Source organism: Lysobacter antibioticus (assembly GCF_000731095.1).
Taxonomy (GTDB): Bacteria; Pseudomonadota; Gammaproteobacteria; order Xanthomonadales; family Xanthomonadaceae; genus Lysobacter; species Lysobacter antibioticus_B.
The window spans coordinates 19688-42047 of sequence record NZ_JMTZ01000013.1 but is presented as its reverse complement, the minus strand read 5'-3'; the positions used below and the strand labels follow the sequence as shown (position 1 = coordinate 42047).

Genomic DNA, 22360 nt, shown 5'->3' with positions numbered 1-22360 from the left:
ATTGCAGCGCGCGCGTCTTGAAACCTGAGATCGCCAAGCGTGATCATCGCCACGGGCAAAAGCCCGACTCGGTCGCTTTCACGTACTCGCCGGCATCGCCATCGATTGCACAGGACCAAGGACGTTCCAGCCGCCCCGCGGCTCTCTTCATCGGATGACCTGTCATGGCGCATAGCGCATTGCTCCGCTTCGTATCCCTCGTCTGCGCGACGTTGGCGATCCTGCTGCTTCCCCGTGTTTCGCTTGCTGCGGACCAGTACTGCGCCACGCGCTATATGCCAGGGCAGGAGACGGCGTGTTTCAACACCCTGGGTGAAGCTGAAAGCTATATCAGGACCGAGCCGAGCGTGCCCATTGGCAATGCTTTGCTTGAGCGCGCGCCCCAGGAGATGCCCGGTGCCGGTTCGCTTCTTTATTCCTACAAAGTGCCGAGACAGGCCATAGCTGCATTCGTAGGCGATTTTTATAAGGCAGGTTCGCCACTGGGAAGCGTACGGTGCGATACCAAGGTGCCTGGTGTGGTAGCGCCGGATGGTTCGACATGGTGCGACGACGAGGCTTCGATGGCCGAGAGAATTCGGCGTTCATCGGCCTATGGCGATTCGTATCCGCCTGGTTTCTATACCGGCAGTTATGATCTTTCTACGCCGCAGCAATGGACGGTGCATCCCTCTGGCGGTTATCTTTACGTATATAGAAATATCGTCGGCGAGGGACGACGCATATTCAATCTTCAGCTCACACCGACGGTGACGCACTATTGGTCTATCGATCGCGTCGATTGGTACCGCTGCCCGCCTCTGTTTGCCGCGCTCGGCGACCACACGACGACCGAACATCCAAAGTGGCCGATCGTTTGCCATAACACAGCGCGCGCGACTATCACCAAGAAGTCCGGGCAATACAATTCTTGCTGCAAGGACGGCAATCCTGCCGTCGCGGCAACCGGCAACAAGGAGTATCGCGAGACCGATTTCGATTGGGAGGGCGGCGATTTTGCGCGCGCGTATAACTCCATTCGGGATTTGTCTTTGCAATCGGGCTTGACCGATAACTGGGCGCACTCATTCTCTACGCGCCTGTTAATGGTTGGCGGGTGGCCGGAAGCCTGGATTACCTCCGATGGTTACTTCGAGTATCTGACTTGGAATTCAACGACATCTTCCTATGGGTCCGCCAATCGCCCGGGCGTTGTTGTCGTCAAGGAATCAGACGAGGTTGCGGCTCTGCGTGGGCGTTGGCGGATTTCCATGGCGTCGGAGGAATTGAAGTGGTTCGACGATAAGGGGCGATTGGCCAGCTTCGATCGATCTGGTCGGGCTTTTTATGTTGATTACTGCACCAGCGCCGATGTGCAATCGGGCGCGTGCCTGGCTGATGGCGATCTGCTCAGGGTTCGCAGCCTCTCGGGCCGAACTCTCAACTTCGCTTATCTGGCTGCGATGACGCCGCGAGTTGGTGACAACGGTATTCGTCTGGCACGAGTGACCGCCGACGGGGCTGTCCTCGTAGATTACGTATACGACAGTGTCGGGCGCCTTACGCATGCCAGTAAGGCGGGTGCAAGCGCTGGTGAAGGGCGCGAGTACCTTTATGCCGAGGTTGCGCACCTATGTCGTGCGGCCAACGGCAGTGTGGTGCCCGGTTGCAATGGGGCGCTCTTTCCCCATCATTTGACCGGTGTTATTGACGAAAACGGTCAGCGTTACGCGACCTACGACTACGACGATCTGGGTCGGGTGACGATCAGCGATCATGCGGGTGGTGCAGGCAAGGTCACCTTGACCTACGACGCAGCCGGCGGAGCTACGGTCACTCTTCCTACCGGCTCGACCAAGGCTTATACATTCTCGACGGAAGCGTTTCGTCAACCGACGAAGATCGCGATGTCCGTAACCGATGGATCGTTGGCGGGGGCGAGTACGGCGTTCTACTCGAATAATCGGCGGCAATGGAGTCAGGATGCGCGCAACGTCCGTACCCAGTTCACCTACGACCATTTCCACGAGATCAGCAGCAAGGCGGGGCTAACGACAGGCGGCGGTACCACGGCGTTCACTCGGACGACGCAAACGGACTGGAGGCCCAACTACGCGCTGCCCACCGAGCGCCGAGTATTGGATAACACCAATGCCCTGGTCGCCAAATCCAAGTGGACCCATAACGACCGCGGCCAAGTCGTGACCTCGACCCAGGTCGATCCCGTCACGAACGCCGAGCGCACCACGACCACGACCTACTGCGAGGCAGCCGATGTCGCCGCAGGCGGAAACTGCCCAGTGCTCGGCGCGGTCAAGGCCATCGATGGGCCGCGCACGGATGTGGCTGACGTATCCAGTTATTCGTACTACGCCAGCGACGACCCGACTTGCGCCACATCGCCCGCAACCTGCGCCTACCGCAAGGGCGACCTGTGGAAGATCACCGACGCGCTCGGCCACGCCACCGAATTCCTGCGTTACGACGTCGCCGGTCGCGCGCTGTCCAGCAAGGACGCGAACGGCGTCGTGACCGACCTGGAATACACACCGCGCGGTTGGTTGGCGGCACGCAAGGTGCGCGGCGCCAATAATGGCTCGGAAGCCGACGACGCCATCACCCGCATGGAGTACGACCTGATCGGACAGGTCAAGAAAGTCATCCAGCCCGACGGCATGTTCGTGCGTTACGAATACGACGCGGCGCATCGCCTGACCGACATCTACGACAACGCCGGCAACCGCATCCATTACACGCTCGATAGTGCGGGCAACCGGACCAAGGAAGACACGAACGACAGCAACGGGGCGCTGATGCGGACCCTGTCGCGCGTCTACAACCAGTTGGGCCAGCTCAAGACCGCCAAGACCGCGCAGGGCCACGCCACCGGCTTCAGCTACGACGCCAACGGCAACGGCGATATCACCACCGATGCGCTCGGCCGCAAGACCGACAACGACTACGATCCGCTCGATCGCTTGGCCAAGACCCTGCAGGACGTCGGCGGCATCAATGCCAAGATCGAATACAAGTACGACGCACTCGACCGGGTGACCCAGGTCACCGATCCCAAGGGCCTGAGCACCACTTACAGCTACAACGGCCTGGGCGACCAGGTGCAACTGTCGAGTCCGGACACGGGCGTCACGAACTTCAGCTACAACGCAGCCGGCCAGGTGGCGACCAAGCAGGACGCCAACGACGCGAATCCGCACGTCTATACATATGACGCCGTAGGACGCCCGAAGACCGTGTCCTACGGCAGCGGCAACGCCGATGTCGAGTACGACTACGACACCGTCAACTCAGTTTGTGCCGCCGGAGAAACCTTCGCAGTCGGTCGGGTAATTGCAATGCGTACCGAAGGTACGGAACTGAAATACTGCTACGACCGCTTCGGTCGAGTCGTGCGCAAAGTGCAGTCGGTCGACAGCCAGAGCTTCACCTTGCGCTATGCCTACACTTTGGCAGGGCAACTGCAAGCTCTGACCTATCCCGATGGCGCAGTCGCCGATTACGTCCGCGACAACCAGGGGCGGGTCACCGAAATTGGCGTGACGCCGGCCGGCGGCGTGCGCAGCGTGTTGCTCAACAATGCCAGTTACAAGCCGTTCGGCCCCGTCGCTGGGTGGACTTATGGGAATGGCCGCAATCTGCAGCGGACTTACGACCAGGATTACCGACCGAAATCGATCTTCGATGCAGCCAGCGGTGGTTTGTCGCTGTCGTACGGCTACAACGAAGTCGGTGAGTTGACCCAGCTCAAGGATGGCTTGCAAAGCGCTGCCCTGGCTCAGTACGACTACGACGCCCTAGGCCGGCTGAAGGTCACCCGCGATGGCCCCACCGGCACGCCATTGGAGACCTATGGCTATGACGCGACCGGTAACCGCACCAGTCTGCTGCATGCGGGTATCACTACCGACTACAGCTATCCGAGCACTAGCCATCGCCTGAGCAATGTCGGCGGCGTCAGTCGCAGTTTTGATGCGGTCGGCAACACCACCAGCATCGGCGACACGGCCAGGGAGTTCGTCTACAACGCCAATGACCGCATGAGCCAGGTCAAGCAGGCCGGCGTGGTCAAGACCAGCTACCGCTACAACGCCAAAGGTCAGTTGGTCTCGCGTGCCGATAACGCGACCGGCGTGATCACTGGTTATACCTTGTACGATGAAGCCGGCCATTGGCTCGGTGACTACGACGCCAACGGTGCGACCAAGCAACAGGCCATCTGGCTGGGCGATGCCCCAGTCGGTCTGGTGGTCGGCGCCGGCGTCGCGCAGACCCTGCGTTACGTGCAGCCCGACCACCTGGGCACCCCGCGAGTGGTGATCGACCCGAGTCGCAACCTCGCGGTCTGGTCCTGGGACGCAAAGAGCGAAGCCTTCGGCAACAACCCGCCGAACCAGGACCCGGATCAGGACGGCATCGCGTTCGTGTTCGATATGCGGTTTCTGGGGCAGAGCTTTGACGCGGCTACGGGGCTGAACTACAACTACTTCCGGAATTATGATGCGACTACTGGTCGTTATGTGCAGAGTGACCCGATCGGCCAAGCAGGCGGGTTAGGGACATTTGTGTACGCGAACGCAAAGCCCTTGGAATACATGGACCGACTCGGTTTGAGTCCTCACCTTGTGGCTACTGCAATGCTTGAGGGGCTTGTAGCTGGATGTATTTCTGGCTGTGTGGGGGCTGTGGTCGGCGACTTCACTAAGTGTGTTGCAAAAGGAGTTTGGCAAAGACGGGATATAGGGCGCGACTCATTGAATCAATGCAGCTCGGAATGTACGCCCGATCCTTGTTCGGCGCTTAAGGCGTGTGCAACAGGCTGTTTGGTTGGGGGCCTAATCGGTGCAGGTACTGGTGGAACGGGAGTGACTTTGTCTGGCGTCGGGGGCTTTTTGTCTAATTTGTTGTTAGAAACATATCTTGAAGCGTTGCTTCCTGTGGATCTATGTCAACGTTTCGGTATGAAGTCGCCGGGCAAGCCGAATTCCCTACGTATTCCTTGACTGGAACGATAAGAGTGAGTCGACTTCTGCGTTTGATATTGTTGTGCGCTGGAATTTTCGGCTCCATTGTTGCTGGAGGTTGGGGGTTTCCCTATTGGCGCTGGGCGTTTTTCTTATTCTTTGGTTTGTTTGTAATTTCCGAATGGCTATGCAAAAAATCAAGAAAGAAATAAGAGGATTCTTAAGGAGGGGGCTGACGCCGCTCCTACAAGGGAGCGGCGATCAGGCGCAGTTGGGCTACTCAGGTTTCGTAGCCGTGGCCGGCGCAGCCGCCTTCGCCCGCTCCACCCGCTCAAGCTCCAGCCGAATCACCTCGCCGCCCTCGCCGAACTGATAATCAGCCCAACGGCGGGGCACCGGGCGGACGTCGCCTTTGCGCAGGGCCGGTTGGATCGCTTCGAAGCGGTCGCCGAGATAGCTGCTGCCGATCTTGATCCAGGCTCCGTTCTCGAAGGCGTAGACGAAACAGCTGGCGCCGTATCGGTTGGTGTTGCACAGCAGGTAGTCGTTGCGGCCGTCGCGGTCGAGGTCGGGCGTGAACAGCAGACATTCGGCGTGTTCGCTGAGGCAATCGGGCGTGAACAGCTTTCCGTCGAGCACGATCTGCAGCCAGGCCGGGTCCGGTGTGTCGGCGCCGGGTGCGGGTTTGATGTGTTCGCGCACCGCAGCGAGTGTGTTCGGCGACTTGTCGGAGCGGTTGGCCAGGTAATCCCAGGGGGTGTCGAGTTTGATGACGCGTTCGAGTTCGGCTTTCTCGGCAGCGGTGGCGAACTTGGGATCCCTGCGCAGGGCCAGCAAGGCTTCGTAGCCGCGGCGGCCGCTATAGAAGCGCAGGTGCCTGAGGTCGAAATCTTCCGCGGCGATGCGGTCGTCGTGCAGGCGCGCGAGTTGGTCGCCGACGCTGAGCCGGTGCGGGTCCAGCAGCCAGGAGTTGGCGGCGATCGCGAATGCCAACGCGACCAATGAAACGATGACGTTGACCCGCATCAGCGGGCGCAACCAGCCTTGGCGCGGCCGCAGCGCGGCCCAGGCGTAGCCGAAGGCATAAGCGCTCAGCAGCAAGGAAGCGACCAGGGCCCAGAAACGGTCGCCGGTCCAGCCGTGCTGGGCGATGCGCAGGCCCAGCGCGTACAGGCCTAGTGCGGCGTAGATCGGCAAGCTCAGCAGGGCGGCCTCGACGATGCGCCGCAGCCACGCCGGGTAGGGCGGTTCGCCTTCGCCGTCCTGGTAGACCGCGTTGACGAACAGCACCAGCAGGGCGATCAGGCACATCAGGATCAACGTCGCCGAGCGGGTGCGCCACAGCGCGTCGAGACCGGTGAACGGCAGGCTGACGACGAACAGCACCGCGATCAGCGACAGCAGCGGCAACAGGCCCTTGAAGATCGCGAACAGTATCTGGCGCGCGACCTGCACCGGCCGCTGCTGGGTGCGCCCGACCAGGATGCCCAGGCCGACCATGGTGCCGGTGGCCAGATAGGCGAAACGCGGGTCCGAGAACAGGTCGCCGAAGAACTTGATGCCGATCAGCTCGAACAACACCGCGCACAGGGCCAGCACGCCCCAGCTGATGCCGACGAAGACGCCGGTCAGGATCAGGGTCAAGGCGTTCTGCCAGCCGTACTCGAACAGGTCCGGGTAGGGCGCGCTCCAGCGCCGATGCGCGATCCGGCATTGCAGGTAGGGCAGGGCGATGAACAAGGCGATCGCCACGCTCGCACCGAACGGCCACAGCACCGCGCCGGCCTTGATCTGCGGCGCACCGGTGACGCTCCAGCCGGCCCACGCGGCCAGCACGGCGTAGATCGCGGCCAGACCAAGGCTCTGCTGCCAGAAGCGGCGGTCGCGCAACTCCTGCACCGACAGGATCATCGCGCTCGGCACCGACAGCACCAGGGCGTACCAGCAGATCTGCGCGCTATGGCCATCGAGGACGTGGCCGCTGCGCGCCAGGTACAGCAACAGACCTTGCAGCAGGGCGATGGCGACGATGAAGCCGCGGGTGGAGCGGGGCAGTGCGGGGGCCGTGCTCATGTTCTGTCCTTGATCGATGGCCTGGGTCGTTGTGGCGGTGCCAGCCGGCCTGCTAAGGCGGGTACGGCGCTGCCATCCATGACGTTCGGTTCAGCGGGTCTGGCGTGGTTTGCGCGCCGGCGCTTTGCTTGCGGTCTTCTTCGCGGCCGTTTTTTTCGTGACGGCCTTTTTTGCCGCCGTTTTTTTCGCGGCCGGCTTGGGCGCCGCCTTGGGCCCAGCCGGCGGCGCGCTGGCCTGCGCCTGCGCTTGCTGCCAGTAGGGCCCTTGCTGCTCGATGCGTCGATAGGCCGGGCAATCTTCGCGATGGGCCCCGGGCAGGTAGCCCAGGCTCATCAGGAATTCGTTGGTGATCTCGCCGCCGGTGAAACGAAAGGTCTGCTTGAACAGCTTGATCCACGCGGCCTTGTCGCGCGGCCGGCCGTCCAGCAGCAGATGGGCGTCGAGCCACTGGGCGAAGCCGCCGTGGCTCGCGCGCAGACCCTGAACGACCTGGGCGTTATGGATCGCGGCGTCGACCTTGAGCCGGTTGCGGATGATGCCGGCGTCGTCGAGCAGGCGCAGGCGCTCGTTCTCGCCGTAGCCGGCGACGGTGTCGACGTCGAAACCGCCGTAGGCGCGGCGGAAGCCGTCGCGCTTGCGCAGGATGGTTTCCCAGCTCAGGCCGGCCTGGTTGATCTCCAGGATCAGGCGCTCGAACAGCTCGGCTTCGTCGCGCCGCGCATAGCCGTATTCGTGATCGTGGTAGTGGCCGTGGACCGGGTGGCCCGGTGCGATGTCGCAATAGCCCGACATGGGAACCTCGTGGGACGCGGATCCCGATTGTGGTGCCGGGGCTCGGGGGAATCCAGCGGCAGGGGGCCGCGGACCGTATGGTCGGATGCATGCCGGGATGCGGGCCGGCACATGTCTTGGATTCGGGACGCAGGCCCTCGGGGGTGGCCGCGGACCGTGCGTTTCCGGGTCCGAATTCGCGCCGGGGCGGTTAGAATGGGGCCATGTCCGTGATGCCCACACCCCTCGCCAATCAGGTCCTGATCGCGCTGTCCGCGCTGGCCGATACCAATTTCTCCCGCAGCGTGGCGCTGATCTGCCAGCACGACGACGACGGTGCGATGGGCATCGTGGTGAACCGCCCCTCCGAATACACGCTCGGCGAAGTGTTCGGGCAGATGGGCGTGGACGGCGGCGACGAGTCGTTGCGTTCGCAGGTCGTGCTGGCCGGCGGCCCGGTCCATCCCGAACGCGGCTTCGTGCTGCACGACGGCGGCACCCGCTGGGACTCGACCCTGGTGATCGGCAACGACCTGTTCCTGACCACCTCGCGCGACATCCTCGAAGCGATGGCCAAGGGCGAAGGCCCGGACAACGCCATCGTCGCGTTGGGCTGCGCCGGCTGGGGTTCGGGCCAGCTCGAGCACGAGATCACCGAGAACGACTGGCTGACCGCGCCGGCCGACGCCGAACTGCTGTTCGAGCTGCCGCTCGATGTGCGCTGGCAGGCGGCGGCGGGGCGCATCGGCGTCGATTTCGCCCACCTGGCCGACTACGCCGGTCACGCATGAGTTCGGTGGCGAGCAAGCCCGTCAGCATCCGCCGCGACGGCACTGTACTTGGGTTCGACGTGGGTTCGCGCCGCATCGGCGTCGCCGTCGGCAGCGCCTTCGGCCACGGCGCCCGTGCGTTGGCGGTCATCGACGTGCATGGCACCGGTCCCGACTGGGGCACCATCGATCGTCTGCACAAGGAATGGCGCCCCGACGGTTTCATCGTCGGCGACCCTATGACGCTGGAAGGCAACGACCAGCCGGCGCGCGTGCGCGCGATCGAGTTCGCCCGGCAACTGCGGGTGCGCTACAAACTTCCGGTGGTGCTGGTCGACGAGCGTTCCAGCTCGATCGAGGCCGCGCACCGTTTCGCCGCCGACCGCGCCGAAGGCCGCAAGCGCCGCCGCGATGCCGAGGCGCTGGATGCGGTGGCCGCGGCGGTGATCGTCGAACGCTGGCTGGCTTCACCCGACGACGCAACCGATATCGACGAGCTTCCGCACATATGAACGCCCCTGTTTCCACCGTCGCCTGCTCGCGCCATCTGCTGAGCCTGGCCGATGCCTCGCGCGAGACGCTCGAAGCCCTGCTGATCCGCGCCCAGGCCTTCGCCGAGGGCCATTACGATCGCCGCGCGCTCGACGGCATCGCGGTCTGCACCTTGTTCTTCGAACCCTCCACGCGCACCCGCTTGAGTTTCCAGCTCGCCGCCCAGCAACTGGGCGCGCACGTGTTGAATTTCGACGCCTCGACCTCGTCGACCAGCAAGGGCGAAACCGCGCTCGACACCCTCAAGAACATCGAAGCGATGGGCGTGCGCGGTTTCATCGTCCGCCATCGCGAAGACGGCGCGGTCGCCGCGCTGGCCGGGCAGGCGCGCGAAGGCACCTGCCTGATCAACGCCGGCGACGGCCGCAGCGCGCACCCGACCCAGGGGCTGCTCGACATGCTCAGCCTGCGCCAGGCCAAGGGCCGCGACTTCTCGGGCCTGCGCGTGGCGATGATCGGCGACGTCAAGCATTCGCGCGTCGCGCGCTCGGACTTGCAGGCCCTGCGTACGCTCGGCACCGGCGAGATCCGCGTCTGCGGCCCGGCCTCGCTGTTGCCCGATGACGGGACCCTCGACGGTTGTACCGTGACCCAGGACTTCGATGCCGCCCTCGACGGCGTCGACGCGGTGATGATGCTGCGCCTGCAACGCGAGCGCATGGAAGAAGGCCTGGTCAGTTCCTTGCAGGACTACCACCGCGACTACGGTTTGAGCGCGGCGCGCCTGAAGCGCGCCGCGGCCGATGCGGTGGTGATGCATCCGGGGCCGATGAATCGCGGCGTCGAGATCACCGACGAGGTCGCCGACGGCCCGCAATCGCTGATCCTGACCCAGGTCGCCAATGGCGTCGCCGTGCGCATGGCGGTGCTCGAGGCCCTGCTCAAGGGTTGATGTTTTTCGCCGCGCCGTCGTGGCGCGGCCGTTTACCGGATATCGACATGATCGTGAAAGACAGCAATGGCACCCCGCTTGCCGACGGCGACTCGGTGCTGCTCATCAAGGACCTGAAAGTGAAGGGCACCTCGGTGACCCTCAAGCGCGGCACCCTGTGCAAGAACATCCGCCTGACCGACGAGGAAGGCGAGATCGAGTGCAACGTCGACAAGGTCAAGGGACTCGTGCTGAAGACCGAGTTCTTGAAGAAGGCTTGATTCGCTGGTTGTGCGGCGGCTGGTTGTTGCGCCGGGCGTAAGGGGAGAGCAAATCCCCCTCGGTCCCCCTTTTCCAAAGGGGGAAGGTCGTCTTGGCGGCTAGTCGCTATGCGGCTGGCACAACCTTGCTTAGTGCATGTCCAGGCAGGCCGCCGTTAGCGGTGCCGCTCACCAGCTCGCTGCATCACTCAACACCCATCGTTAGGCCTCCCCCTTTGCAAAAGGGGGATTGAGGGGGATTTGTTTTCCTCCAGCGAACGATGCGAATCCATCAAGGCCTGCGTTGCGCGAACAACCAAGGCCACAGCGCCGCGGTCGCATAGGCCGGATCCCAGCTGTTGTGCTTCGCTTCCGGGAATTCCGTATAGCGCACCTCGGCACCGGCGCGCTTCAGAGCGGCCACCATCTGGCGCGAATTTTCCACCGACACCACGTCGTCCTTCGCGCCATGGAAGACCCAGAACGGAATGCCGCGCAATTTCTGCGCGGCTTCGTCGTGGCTGGACACGCCGCCGAGCGCTTTGCGGCGGGCGACGAACTGCGCTTCCGGCGGGTCGAAGCCGCCGCAGATCGGCACCACCGCGGCAAAGCGCTCGGGTTGCATCAGGGCCAGCTCGAAGCTGGCATAACCGCCGAGCGACAAACCGGTCAGCAACACCCGCTGCGGGTCGCCGTCGAACTCGGCCTGCACCGCATCGAGAATCGCGAAGGCCGTGTCGCCGAAGCGTTCGAGGTCGGCTTGGTCCGTATGCATCTGCGGGAACACGACGATCGCGGGGAACTCGTCGAGGCGCGAACGGACCACCGGCCCGAGCCCGACCTCGACTTGCTTGCGGTTGTCGTCGCCGCGCTCGCCCGAGCCGTGCAGGAACATGATCAAGGCCGGCCGTTCGCCGCCGGCGCGGCGCGATGGCAGGAACACCTGATAACGGTGGACGATGCCGTCGCGTTCGAGTTGGCGCGAAACGAAATGGCCGTGCGCTCGGGTGTCGGACATGGGGGCGGCGTCGGGTCGGGTGGCGGAGGGCGTGCAAGCGGCAGCGAGAACGAGCGAGCCGACTATCAGCAAGGCGGTTGCAAGACGAAGCGGACGGCCATGCGGCATCGACGTTCTCCGTAGCGGGTTGCCCGCATCATCGATCGCGCCCGGACGCGATTCAAGCGCGGCGCAGCGACGGCTTCGCATTAGGGACTTTCAGCCCGGCGCGGCCAGGCGCTGCCGCAGCAAGGCCGATGCATCGAGGACCGCCGCCACGCTGAGGCGGAACTTGCGCTTCGGCGCGCCTTGCTCGGTCCAGGCGAAGCGCCGCCACAGCGCCAGCGGCACGCCGATCTCGGCGCCGCCGCCGCGCAGGCGGCGCAGCAGGGTCTCGGTGTAGGCATACAGCGCCAAGGCTTCGCGGAATGCCGCATCACGCATCAGGACATCGACATCGCGGTCTTCGAGCAGGCGATCGTGCTTCAGCGCCAGCTCGTCGAGGCTGTGGCGCATCTGACGGTTGGCGCGACGGCGGTCGCCGCTGGAGATCGTGCGTGCTTTCAGCGAGGCGTTGTGGATGTACCAGCTGCACATCTCGCAGAAGCAATGCGCATCCGGCGAGTACAGGCGCTGGCCCGGATCGCGGACCAGGCGCTGGCCGCCGTCGAGATAGGTCGTGAATAACCGGCAGAACGCGGCGAGGTGTTCGCGCGGCGGGCGCGCCGGCGGCGGCAGGTCGGCGTAGTGGCGTTCGATCCAGGCCGCGGCGGCTTGTGCATCGTGGGCATAGGCATGGGCGGCGTCGAAGCCGATGAAGCCGCGCCGGATTCCTTCGGCCATCCACTTCAGCAGCGCGTAGCTGCGTGCCTGCAGGTCCACGGCCTGTTCGATGTCTGCTTCCTGCAACATGCCGGCGATCTTAGTCGGCCGTTGCGGCGCCGCCGAGGCCGCTCGTCCGGGTACGAGCGGTCGCCGCTCGCGCCCGATGGCTCAGTGCGGCGCGATCAATGGATCAGGATCAATGAATCAAGATCAATGAATCAAGATCAATGAATCAAGATCAATGAATCAAGATCAATGAATCAGGATCAATGAATCAAGATCAATGAATCAAGATCAGCGTCGCCAAGCCGAGGAAGCTCAGGAAGCCCATCACGTCGGTGAGGGTGGTCAGCATCACGCCGCCGGCGAGGGCCGGGTCGAAACCGAGCCGCTTGAGCGTGATCGGCACCAACACGCCGCCCGCGGCGGCGGTCAGCAGGTTGATGGTCAGCGCGGCGCCGATCACCAGCGACAGGCCGGGCTGGCGGAACCAGGCCAACACGATCAGGCCAAGGCCGACGCCGAGCACCAGGCCGTTGATCAACGCGACCATCAATTCCTTGCGCAGCAGCACGCCGACGTTGGAGGCGCCGATTTGGCCGAGGGCGAGGCCGCGGATCATCAGCGCGAGCACCTGGGTGCCGGCGTTGCCGCCCATGCCGGCGACGATCGGCATCAGCGCGGCCAGGGCGACCAGCTTGGCGATGCTGTCCTCGAACTGGCCGACCACGCTGGCGGCCAAGAAGGCCGTGCACAGGTTGATCGACAGCCAGATCAGTCGGCGCCGGAATGCGCGCCGGACCGGGCTGAACAAGTCTTCGTCCTCGTCCAGGCCGGCCGCGCTCAAGGCCTGGTGCTCGGCTTGTTCGCGGATGATGTCGACGACGTCGTCGATGGTGATGCGGCCGAGCAGGATGTTGTTGTCGTCGACGACCGGGGCGCTGATCCAGTCGTGGTCGGAGAATTGGCGCGCGACTTCGGCGGCGGTTTCGCCGACGTCGATCGCCGGCTGTTCGTCGTCGATCAGCTTGTTGATCGCGGTGCCGGGCTCGTGGGTGAGCAGCGCGGCCAGGGCGATGCGGCCGAGGTACTGATGGCGCCGGCTGACCACGTAGAGGTGGTCGGTGTGTTCGGGCAGTTCGCCGCGCAGGCGCAGGTAGCGCAGCACCACGTCGATGGTGGTGTCGGCGCGCACCGTCACCACGTCCGGGTTCATCAGGCGGCCGGCGGTGTCTTCCGGATACGACAGGACCTGTTCGAGCCGCTCGCGGTTCTCGCGGTCCATCGACTTGAGCACTTCGTCGATGACGGTGTCGGGCAGGTCTTCGACCAGGTCGGCCAAGTCGTCGATGTCGAGGTCTTCGACCGCGGCGACGATCTCGTCGGTGTCCATGTCCGCGAGCAGGCTTTCGCGCACTTCCTCGCCGACGTGGACCAGCACCTCGCCGTCGTCTTCCGGGTCGACCAAGCCCCACACCACCACGCGCTTGCCCGGAGGCAGCGATTCGAGCAGGTTGCCGATCTCGGCCGGGGAGAGGGTGTTGACCAGGCGCCGCACCGGCCCCAGACGACCGCTGTCGAGCGCGTCGGAGAGCAGGCGCAGCTGACGTGCGGTTTTGTCGTGGCGGACGGCTTCGGCCATACGGTACTTCCTGGCGGGTGACGGACGCGGCCACGAAGCCGGCGAGGGTCAGATGTTCATGCGGCGATTATCGCCCCTGCAGCTTACAAAGCCCAGCTTTCAGCCTTGCGTCGGAAGAGGGCGTGATTGCGGCGCCTGGAGATGAACGACGCGGCGGCGCATCAGCCGCGTAGCCAGGCCTCGATGCCGGCGCGGTCGCGCGCCCGCAGCAGCGCCGGTGCGCGTTTGCGCAGCACGCTCAGGTCGAGCGAGCGGATCGCGCGGCGCAATTCCAGCAAGGTCGCCGGATGCAGGCTGAATTCCTCCAGCCCCAGGGCCAGCAGCAGCGGCGCGAAGTTGGCGTCGCCGGCCATTTCGCCGCACACCGCGACCGGCTTGCCGCGCGCCTGGGCCAGGCGGATCACGTCGCGGATCACCCGCAGCACCGCCGGATGCAGCGGCGTGTAGAGCTCGCTCAGCGCTTCGTTGTTGCGATCGACCGCGAGCAGGTACTGGACCAGGTCGTTGGTGCCGATCGACAGGAAGTCGATGGTGTTGATGTAGCCGGGCAGTGCGATGGCCGCGGCCGGTACTTCGATCATGGCGCCGAGCGGCACGTCGTCGGCGATCTCCTGCCCCTGCCGGCGCAGGTCGGCGGCGACGCGGTTCAACAGCTCGCGCACGCGGCGCATCTCTTCGGCCGAGCTGACCATCGGCACCAGGATCCGCACCGGGCCGTAGCCGGAGGCGCGCAGGATCGCGCGCAACTGGGTTTCGAGCAGGCCGTCGCGGGCCAGCGACAGGCGCACGCCGCGCACGCCGAGCGCCGGATTGGGCTCGTCGCGCAGGGCCAGGCCGGTCTTGTCGGCCTTGTCGGCGCCGAGGTCGAGGGTGCGGATGGTGACCATGCGTCCGGTCATGCCGAGGACGACGTCGCGATAGACGCGGAACTGTTCGTCTTCGTCTGGCAGTTCGTTGCGCTGCAGGAACAGGAACTCGGTGCGGTACAGGCCGACGCCGGCGGCGCCGAGCGAATGCGCCTCGGCCACGTCCTCGCGCGATTCGGCGTTGGCGTAGAGCTTGATGTCGACGCCGTCGAGGGTGCGGGTCGGCTCGCGGCGCAGGCGATGCAGCTGCTTGCGTTCGCGGGCGAGTTCGCGGGTACGGGTGCGGTGGCTGCGCAGGTCCTCGGCATTGGGTTCGAGGATCACCGTGCCGGTGGCGCCGTCGACGACCAGGGCGTCGCCGTCGTTGATCTTCAGCAGCGCCTGGGCGGTGCCGACCACCAGCGGCAGGTGCAGGCTGCGGGCGAGGATGGCGCTGTGCGACAGGGTGCTGCCGGCGGCGGTGACGATCGCCATCACCCCCTGAGCCTGCAGTTGCGCGAGTTCGGCCGGGGCGACGTTGTCGGTGACCAAAATCTCGCCCGCGACCCCGGAGGTATCGTGGTCGCGCCGATGCAGCGCCGCATGGATGCGCCCGATCACCTGGTCGATATCGTCGACGCGGCTGCGGAAATAGGCGTCGTCCATGGCCTCGAACACCGAGGCGATGCGGTCGCGCTGCAGGCGCAGGGCATAGTCGGCGGCGTAGTGGCCGCTGCGGATCAGTTCGTCGAGGCCGTGCAGCAGTTCCGGGTCGTCGAGCAGCAGGGTGTGCAGATCGAGGAACTCGCCGACCTCGTGCGCGAGCGCGCCGTGCAGGCGGTCGCGCAGGGTGTGCATTTCGTTGCGGACGGTATCGATGGCGACGTGCAGGCGGGCCAGCTCGGCTTCGACCTGGTCGTGGCCGATGCGTTCCTCGGCGACTTCCAGCGCATGCGGCAGGCGGACGCGGGCGCGGCCGAGCGCGCTGCCGCGCGATGCCCCATGCCCCTGGAATTCCTGCCTCATGCGCGCCTCCGGCTCAGCTGTCTTCGTCGAAACGACGGTCGAACAGGGCGATCACCGCGTCGGCGGCATTGGTTTCGTCCTCGCCCTCGACGCGCAGTTTGACGTGGGTGCCTTGTCCGGCGGCGAGCAGCATCACGCCCATGATGCTCTTGGCGTTGACCTCGCGACCCTTGGCGGTCAGCGTGGCGTTGCTGCGGAAGGCCGACAGCACCTGCACCAGTTTGGCGGTGGCGCGGGCGTGCAGGCCGAGTCGGTTGGAAACAGTCAGGTCGCGTTCGATCATGTCGGGGTCCTCAGGCAATGGTCTTACGCGTCGTTGCGAGTCGCGTCATGCGGTCAGGCGTCATCCAGGATTACACCGTTGCGGGCGCCGGCGGCGGCGATCGCCGGCAGTTGGTCCAGTTCCAGCTCCGAGTAGTTCATCACCCGCAGCAGCATCGGCAGGTTCAAGGCCGACACGCGCCGCACCGGCGTGCCCAGCCGCGACACGCGCGCGGCGAGGTTGCTCGGCGAGGCGCCGTAGAGATCGGTCAACACCAGCACGCCGTCGCCGTCGTCGACGCGGCGCAGCGCCGCGCTCGCGAGCGGCAGCAGAGCGTCGGGGTCGGCGTCGAACGGGACCTCCAGCGCTTCGGTGCGCAGCGGCAAGGGGTTGAGCAGGCGGTTGGCGACCGCGACGAGTGCGCTGCCGATACCGGAATGGGTGATGAGAAGGACGCCGACGGACATGCCTCCAACTTAACAGAGCGGAGTGACAAGCCGGAAGCGCCGAATGCGGCGGTCCGCGGGCACGGCGACGGGCGCTCCGGGTCGAGGGCCGGAACGCGGCGGGCAACTGTTTGATTCTTCGAGTCCGCCCGCGGCGAATGCGGGGCGAGCGGTGCCGCGAGCGGGGTGCCCGGGCGCGATGGAAGCGTGATCGATGGGCGCCGCGGCCGATCGGGATCACGGCGCAGGCGGGCCTTGCTGTGACGGCCCGCTGCGCTGCGGATGGTGCCGCGTCACCGCATCGACGGTGCGCGGTCCTCGGACGGCGGTGGCGGCCCGGTCGGGTCGGTCGGTGTCGGTTGCGGGTTCTGCACCGGCGGGGTGTCGCTGGGGGTGTCGGTCGGCGGCGGCAGGTTCGCCGGCGGGAGGTCCCCCGGCGGCATGGCGGTTGCCGGTGCCGGGTCGTTCGCGGGCGGCGTCGGCCCCGGATCGGTCGTGGCCGGGGCCGGCCCGCTCGATTCCATCGGCGCCGGCTCGGGCTTGTTGCAACCGCCGAGCAGGCCGGCGGCGAACAGGGCGCTCAAGACCGCGGCCAGGGCACGCGGGTGAGCGCGAGTGGTAAAGATATTCATGATGATCCTTGGCGGGTGATCCTTGGCGGTCAGGAGCGGGCGTGATCGGCAGCGGACGCGGCGGCGTCATTTGTCGCCGCCGCGCTTGCCATCGCCGGCCTGGTATTCGGCCAGCGACAAGGCGCCGTCGCCGTCGTGATCGTGCGTGGCGAAGTTCGCGGCGAGGCGCGCATCGAGCGCGGCTTCGTCGCGGCTGATCTTGTTGTCGCCGTTGCGGTCGAGGTCCGCGAAGCTCGCCGGTACGGTGGTGTCGGCCGGTGGCGGTATCGGTGCCTGGCCGCGTTGATCGTTGACCGGCGGCTCGGTGCGCTGCATCGCATCGCCCGGCGGTGCGGATTGCGCTTGCGCCATCGCGGCCGGCGGCAAGGCGAGCGCGCCGACCGCAAGCAGCATCGGCGCGAGGCGGCGGATCATGGCTTTCATGTCGTGGCTCCGTGGGGATTCAGACGCACCGGAGCGCTCAGCTCCCGGCACAGCCCGAAACTAAGGCGAGGCTTGCAAGCGTCGCGACACGGCAATGGGAAAAATTTGTAAGGACGCCAAGCCGGTCGCGGGCGAGGCTCAGAGCGCGTTCATATCGCCGCAAAGGGGGAACTGCGTTCGCCTCCCCTCTGCAAGGCGCATGCGTCAGTTCGCCCCCTTTGCAGAAGGGGGCGGCGCCCTGCGTGGTACGAAGTCTGTGGAAAGCGACTGGCGCGGGGGATTTGCTCTGCACGCGCGGCTTGACGGTGCTTAAGAGCAAATCCCCCTAGCCCCCTTTGCAAAGGGGGAGGAGGGTTGCGCTAACACGCTCAAGAAGAGGGCTGCGTTCGAGGTCTGGATGAGCTGCGGCGCGCGGCTCAGTCGAGCTCGCGATGGTGCACGGCGACTTCGTTCCAGCCGCGGGTGCGGGCGTGTTCGGCCATGCGTTCGGCCAGGTACACCGAGCGATGGCGCCCGCCGGTGCAGCCGAAGGCGATGGTCGCGTAGCTGCGCGTGCTGTCGGCTTGCAGGCGCGGCAGCCAGGTGTCGAGGAACTGGCTGATCTGCTCGACGTAGAGGTTCACGTCGGCCTGCGCTTCCAGGTAATCGCGCACGCCGCCGTCGCGGCCCGACAAGGGCCGCAGCGCCGGGTTCCAGTGCGGGTTCGGCAGGCCGCGCGCATCGAAGACGAAGTCGGCGTCGGCCGGCACGCCGCGACGATAGGCGAAGGACTCGAACAGCAGCGACATGCCGGCGTCGCCGCCCATCGCGAATTCGGTGATGACGTGGCGGCGCAGCTGATGAACGTTGAGCTCGCTGGTGTCGACGATCGCATCGGCGATCTGGCGCAGGGGTTTGAGCACCTGACGCTCGAGCGAGATCGCATCGGCCAGGGCCAGGCCGAACTGGCTCAGCGGATGGCGGCGGCGGGTATCGGCGTAACGCTTGAGCAGCACGCCGTCGCTGGATTCGAAGAACACCAGCCTGGGGTCGGCGCCGAGCGCGCCGACGGCCGACAGCCATTCGGGAATATTGGCCAGGTCGCTGTGGCGATTGCGCACGTCGATGCCGACCGCGAGCTTGGTCGGCATGCCTTCCTCGGCCTTGATCACGTTCTGCACGAACTGCGGCAGCAGTTCCGCCGGCAGGTTGTCGACGCAGTAGAAACCCAGATCTTCGAAGGTGTTCAGCGCCACCGACTTGCCCGAGCCGGACATGCCGCTGACGATGACCAGGGTGAAAGCGTTGCTCTCGGCGGCCGAGGCAGTGTCGAAGGGGGAGTTGCTCACGATTCGCCGCGCTCCAGGAAGTTGCTGTGCCGGGCGATGAAGGCCGCGGCCGGGTCGAGGCCTTTCATGCGCAGGCTGTGCAGCCGCGTCGCCGCTTCGGTGAGCACGGCGAGGTTGCGGCCGGGCATGACCGGCAGGGTGATCATCGGCACGTCGAGATCGAGTACGCGGCGGATGCCGGTGTCGCCGGTCAGGCGCTCCATGCCGGCCGGCAGCGGTTCGCTCATCGGTTTGGTCAGGTGCACGATCAGGCGCAGGTATTTGTTGTTCTTGACCGCGGTGTCGCCGAACATCTGGCGGATGTTGAGCACGCCCAGGCCGCGCACTTCGAGCAGGTCCTGGAGCATGTCGGGGCAGGTGCCGTCGAGCACGTCGGGCGCGATCTGGGTGAATTCCGGCGCGTCGTCGGCGACCAGGCGATGGCCGCGCGTCACCAGTTCCAGCGCCAGTTCGCTCTTGCCCGATCCCGATTCGCCGGTGATCAGCACACCGATCGAATAGATCTCCATGAATACCCCGTGCAGGGTGATCTGCGGCGCCAGCGCGCGCGCCAGATGGTATTGCAGGTGATTGAGCAACTCGTGGCCACGGCGCGGCGAGACCCACAACGGGGTGTCGGTTTCCTCGGCGGCGATGCGCAGGTCTTCGGGGCAGGGCTGGTCCTTGCTGATGACCAGGGCCAGGGGCCGGAACTGAATGATCTTCTCGATCGTTTCCCAGCGCAGCCGCGAGTCCAGGCCGTCGAGCCAGGTCAGCTCTTCGGTGCCGAGGATCTGCACCTTGTTCGGATAGATCGCATTGAGATAGCCGGCCAGCGACGGGCGCCGCGCGACCGTGTTGACCGCTTCGACCAGGCGGCCGTCGCCGCGTTGGCCGGCCACCCAGCGCAGGGCGAGGCGCTCGCGCTGCTGTTCGAACAGTTCGCCTGCACGGATGCTCTTGCTCATGGGCGGAAGTTTACGAGCAAAGCGATGGCAGTGTCCGCATCGGCGCGGACCCGCTCGCGTCCGCGGCGCGGTGTGAAGCAAGTGGGGCGGGCGAGCCGATAGACCGGCTCAGCGGCTCGGGGAACGAGCGGGGCTGGGATCAGTGCGTCTCAGATGCGTACGCCTCGAATCGCCGCAGCCCAGAACGGCACGGCTCAGGCCGCGCTGCGGCGAACGTGATCGAGCAGGCGATAGCTCAGCTCGGCGACGTTCGGTGCCGTGCGCAATCGCTCGAGAAAGCCGCTATCGGCGAAGCGTTCGGCCAGTTCCGCCAGCAACTGCAGATGTTGCTGGACGTGGTGCTCGGGAATGGCCATGGCCAGGACCAGGTCGACCGGGCGCCCGTCGATGGCGCCGAAATCGATCGGCTGGGCCAATCTGAGAAAGGCGCCGCGGCTGTTTTCGAACAAGGGCGTGCGCGCGTGCGGAATGGCGACGCCGTGGCCGATGGCGGTGCTGGCGAGGCGTTCGCGTTCGCCCAGGCTTGCGCGCAGGGCGAACGCAGTGGAGGCATTGCCGTCGCAGAGCATGCGTGCGGCGACATCGAGCACGGTATTGCGATCGCCGGGCTCGACCACGATCGCGACCCGTTCCGCACTCAGTAATTCATAAAGCGGCATGACAGCGTGTCTGGATCGATGACCGGGTCCCGGGGAGCGGGTTCAGCCTACGAATTCGCCATTGCGTGCGAGGCTTTCGCCACGGTGATGGTCGACTTGCTTACTCTTGTGCTTCATCAGCAGGCGGTCGAGCTTGTCGGCGAGCAGATCGATGGCGGCGTACATGTCGATGGCGGCGGCGTCGCAGTGCAGGGTACGGCCTGCGATGAGAACGGTGGCCTCGGCGCGATGGTCGGGCTTGTCGAGACTGAGCTGGGTACGCACGTCGAAGGGTTGGTCGAAATGGCGTTGCAGACGGGCCAGCTTGGTTTCCACATAGTCACGCAGGGCTGCAGTGACTTCCAGTTGCTGGCCGTGGGTTTCGATACGCATCGGAGACCTCCTTCACGTCGCGGGAGAATGCAGACTGGGCTCCGGACCGTCGGTCGTCGACGGCTTCGGGGCCTGATTGACGCCCTGGCCGGGGCCAGGGATTCCAGCATCTCACGCTCAGCTCTGGGTGCAAGTGGCAAGACCGCAACAATGGTCGTAGGCCAATGTTAAGTCACTGATTCGATGGGGAATAGAGGCCGAAATCCCGCGGCTTTGCGGGATTTGGCGGCCTCAGGCCATGCGCACGCGCTCTTGCGACGAGGGGATGCTCATCGCCTCGCGGTACTTGGCCACGGTGCGGCGCGCGACCGGCACGCCGGTGGCCTTGAGGGTTTCGGCCAGGCGCGCGTCGGACAGGGGTTTGCGCGGGTTCTCGGCCTCGATCAGGCGCCGGATCATGGCCTGGATCGCGGTGCTGGAGGCCTCGCCGCCGGAGCCGGTGTCGATGCCGGAGGCGAAGAAAGCGCGCAGCGGCATGGTCCCGCGCGGGGTGCGCGCGTACTTGCGGGCGATCGCGCGCGAGACCGTGGATTCGTGCAGGCCGACTTCGGTGGCGACCTCGCGCAGGGTCAGCGGGCGCAGCGCGCTGTCGCCGAATTCGAGGAAACCGGCCTGTTGCTTGAGCAGGCAGCGCGCGACCTTGAGCAAGGTGTCGCCGCGCGCTTCCAGGCTCTTGAGCAGCCAGCGCGCTTCCTGCAGATGGCCGCGCAGATAGCTGGCGTCGGAGGCGTTGGCGTGGCGGATCATGCTTTCGTAGCCGCGATGGATCGAGATGCGCGGACGCATCGCTTCCGACAGGGCCACGCGCCACAGGCCGTTCTGGCGCCAGATCACCACGTCGGGGGTGACATAGGTGTCGGTGGAGATCGCGCCCATCTGCGCGCCGGGGCGCGGGTCGAGCGAGCGCAGCAACTGCACCGCGGTCTCGACCTCGGCGATGTCGCGCTTGAGTTCGCTGGCCAGGCCGGCCGCGCCGATCCTCGGCAGGCGTTCCAGCGGTTCGCCGGCGATCACCAGGGCCAGGGCCTTGCCCGGGGTGTCGTCGGACAAGGTGTTGAGCTGCAGGCTCAGACACTCGCTGAGCGAGCGAGCGCCGGAGCCGACCGGGTCGAAGCGCTGCACCTGGTGCAGCACGGTCGCGACTTCTTCCTCGCTGACGCCCATCGCCAGCGATTCGACGATCGCGGCCAGGCTTTCGCGCAGGTAGCCGTCGTCGTCGATCGCCTCGATCAGGGCCACGCCGATGCTGCGGTCGCGCTGCGACAGCGGGCTGAGGTGCAGTTGCCACAGCAGATGGTCGTGCAGGGTCTCGGCCTCGGCGACCTGTTCGGCCGCGGGCGAGTCTTCATCGCCGTGATCGGAGGGCCCGACCCGCTCGTACCAGGTCTCGCCGTCGTCCATGGTCCATTCGGGTTCGGCGGTCGGCGCTTCGGCGCCTTCCTCGGTGCTCGGCGGCGGGCGCGGTTCGTCTTCGTTGACCGCGGACGGGTCGGTCCAGTCGAGCAGCGGATTGCTCTCGATCGCGGTGGCCAGTTCGGCTTCCAGTTCGACAGCCGACAGCTGCAGCAGGCGAATCGCCTGCCGCAATTGCGGCGTCATCACCAACTGTTGTCCGAGCGAGGCTTGGAGGCGGGGCTTCATCATCGATTGCTAACGCGACCTGAGATGGCTGTCGGCCCGGGCCGCGCGTCGTGGGCGCCG

General features: G+C 65.8%; 18 protein-coding genes and 2 pseudogenes. 5 read left to right on the top strand and 15 right to left on the bottom strand.

What is annotated here, in order from left to right:
• The first annotated feature begins 164 nt into the window (after nucleotides 1-164).
• Nucleotides 165-4997: an RHS repeat-associated core domain-containing protein gene (locus EX88_RS27050; protein WP_235186199.1), complete on the top strand. Its 4833-nt coding sequence runs from the start codon at nucleotides 165-167 to the stop codon at nucleotides 4995-4997.
• Between the two features lie 237 nt (nucleotides 4998-5234).
• Here EX88_RS27050 and EX88_RS0105250 read toward each other — a convergent pair whose 3' ends face one another.
• The gene (locus tag EX88_RS0105250; protein WP_051884540.1) at nucleotides 5235-7031 is read right to left on the bottom strand and encodes a DUF4153 domain-containing protein; all 1797 of its coding nucleotides are present in this window, start codon (nucleotides 7029-7031) and stop codon (nucleotides 5235-5237) included.
• Nucleotides 7032-7259: 228 nt separating this feature from the next.
• Nucleotides 7260-7823: pseudogene (locus EX88_RS0105245) on the bottom strand (DNA-3-methyladenine glycosylase I); the annotation flags it as partial.
• Between the two features lie 203 nt (nucleotides 7824-8026).
• On the opposite strand from EX88_RS0105245, the gene EX88_RS0105240 reads away from it, so the two are divergent.
• The 4 genes and pseudogenes from EX88_RS0105240 to EX88_RS0105225 all read left to right on the top strand — a co-directional run.
• On the top strand, nucleotides 8027-8593 hold the full coding sequence (locus tag EX88_RS0105240) for a YqgE/AlgH family protein (protein ID WP_031370954.1): 567 nt from the start codon (nucleotides 8027-8029) through the stop codon (nucleotides 8591-8593).
• Between the two features lie 5 nt (nucleotides 8594-8598).
• Nucleotides 8599-9084 (top strand): Holliday junction resolvase RuvX, encoded by a 486-nt coding sequence (gene ruvX / locus EX88_RS0105235; protein ID WP_223619889.1) that lies wholly within the window; start codon nucleotides 8599-8601, stop codon nucleotides 9082-9084.
• Nucleotides 9081-10016 (top strand): aspartate carbamoyltransferase catalytic subunit, encoded by a 936-nt coding sequence (locus EX88_RS0105230; RefSeq protein ID WP_031370952.1) that lies wholly within the window; start codon nucleotides 9081-9083, stop codon nucleotides 10014-10016. The genes ruvX and EX88_RS0105230 overlap by 4 nt, the downstream gene beginning before the upstream one ends.
• 50 nt (nucleotides 10017-10066) lie before the next feature.
• Nucleotides 10067-10276, top strand: a pseudogene (locus EX88_RS0105225) (alkylphosphonate utilization protein); the annotation flags it as partial.
• 271 nt (nucleotides 10277-10547) lie between these two features.
• Here EX88_RS0105225 and EX88_RS0105220 read toward each other — a convergent pair.
• The 13 genes from EX88_RS0105220 to EX88_RS0105160 all read right to left on the bottom strand — a co-directional run bounded on the left by EX88_RS0105220 (nucleotide 10548) and on the right by EX88_RS0105160 (nucleotide 22300).
• A complete protein-coding gene (locus tag EX88_RS0105220; RefSeq protein WP_051884538.1) occupies nucleotides 10548-11273 on the bottom strand; it encodes a prolyl oligopeptidase family serine peptidase in 726 nt (241 codons plus the stop codon).
• 198 nt (nucleotides 11274-11471) lie between these two features.
• Complete coding sequence (locus EX88_RS0105215) at nucleotides 11472-12164, bottom strand: hypothetical protein (RefSeq protein WP_031370949.1); 693 nt, start codon at nucleotides 12162-12164, stop codon at nucleotides 11472-11474.
• Between the two features lie 193 nt (nucleotides 12165-12357).
• A complete protein-coding gene (gene mgtE, locus EX88_RS0105210) occupies nucleotides 12358-13719 on the bottom strand; it encodes a magnesium transporter (RefSeq protein ID WP_031370948.1) in 1362 nt (453 codons plus the stop codon).
• Nucleotides 13720-13880: 161 nt separating this feature from the next.
• Complete coding sequence (ptsP, locus tag EX88_RS0105205) at nucleotides 13881-15590, bottom strand: phosphoenolpyruvate--protein phosphotransferase (RefSeq protein WP_031370947.1); 1710 nt, start codon at nucleotides 15588-15590, stop codon at nucleotides 13881-13883.
• Nucleotides 15591-15603: 13 nt separating this feature from the next.
• Complete coding sequence (locus tag EX88_RS0105200; protein WP_031370946.1) at nucleotides 15604-15873, bottom strand: HPr family phosphocarrier protein; 270 nt, start codon at nucleotides 15871-15873, stop codon at nucleotides 15604-15606.
• Between the two features lie 53 nt (nucleotides 15874-15926).
• On the bottom strand, nucleotides 15927-16319 hold the full coding sequence (locus EX88_RS0105195) for a PTS sugar transporter subunit IIA (protein ID WP_031370945.1): 393 nt from the start codon (nucleotides 16317-16319) through the stop codon (nucleotides 15927-15929).
• 272 nt (nucleotides 16320-16591) lie between these two features.
• Entirely contained in the window at nucleotides 16592-16930 is a 339-nt protein-coding gene (locus EX88_RS0105190) for a hypothetical protein (protein ID WP_031370944.1), read from the bottom strand.
• Nucleotides 16931-16996: 66 nt separating this feature from the next.
• Entirely contained in the window at nucleotides 16997-17353 is a 357-nt protein-coding gene (locus tag EX88_RS24335; protein ID WP_051884537.1) for a hypothetical protein, read from the bottom strand.
• A gap of 416 nt (nucleotides 17354-17769) precedes the next feature.
• Entirely contained in the window at nucleotides 17770-18681 is a 912-nt protein-coding gene (gene rapZ, locus EX88_RS0105180; RefSeq protein WP_223619895.1) for an RNase adapter RapZ, read from the bottom strand.
• Nucleotides 18678-19628, bottom strand: a complete 951-nt coding sequence (gene hprK / locus EX88_RS0105175) for an HPr(Ser) kinase/phosphatase (RefSeq protein WP_031370941.1) — start codon at nucleotides 19626-19628, stop codon at nucleotides 18678-18680. The genes rapZ and hprK overlap by 4 nt, the downstream gene beginning before the upstream one ends.
• A gap of 194 nt (nucleotides 19629-19822) precedes the next feature.
• Nucleotides 19823-20287 (bottom strand): PTS sugar transporter subunit IIA, encoded by a 465-nt coding sequence (locus EX88_RS0105170; RefSeq protein ID WP_031370940.1) that lies wholly within the window; start codon nucleotides 20285-20287, stop codon nucleotides 19823-19825.
• 42 nt (nucleotides 20288-20329) lie between these two features.
• Nucleotides 20330-20659: a ribosome hibernation-promoting factor, HPF/YfiA family gene (hpf, locus tag EX88_RS0105165; protein ID WP_031370939.1), complete on the bottom strand. Its 330-nt coding sequence runs from the start codon at nucleotides 20657-20659 to the stop codon at nucleotides 20330-20332.
• Between the two features lie 231 nt (nucleotides 20660-20890).
• Nucleotides 20891-22300, bottom strand: coding sequence for an RNA polymerase factor sigma-54 (locus EX88_RS0105160; protein WP_036148117.1), 1410 nt, complete (start codon nucleotides 22298-22300; stop codon nucleotides 20891-20893).
• Nucleotides 22301-22360 lie beyond the last annotated feature (60 nt).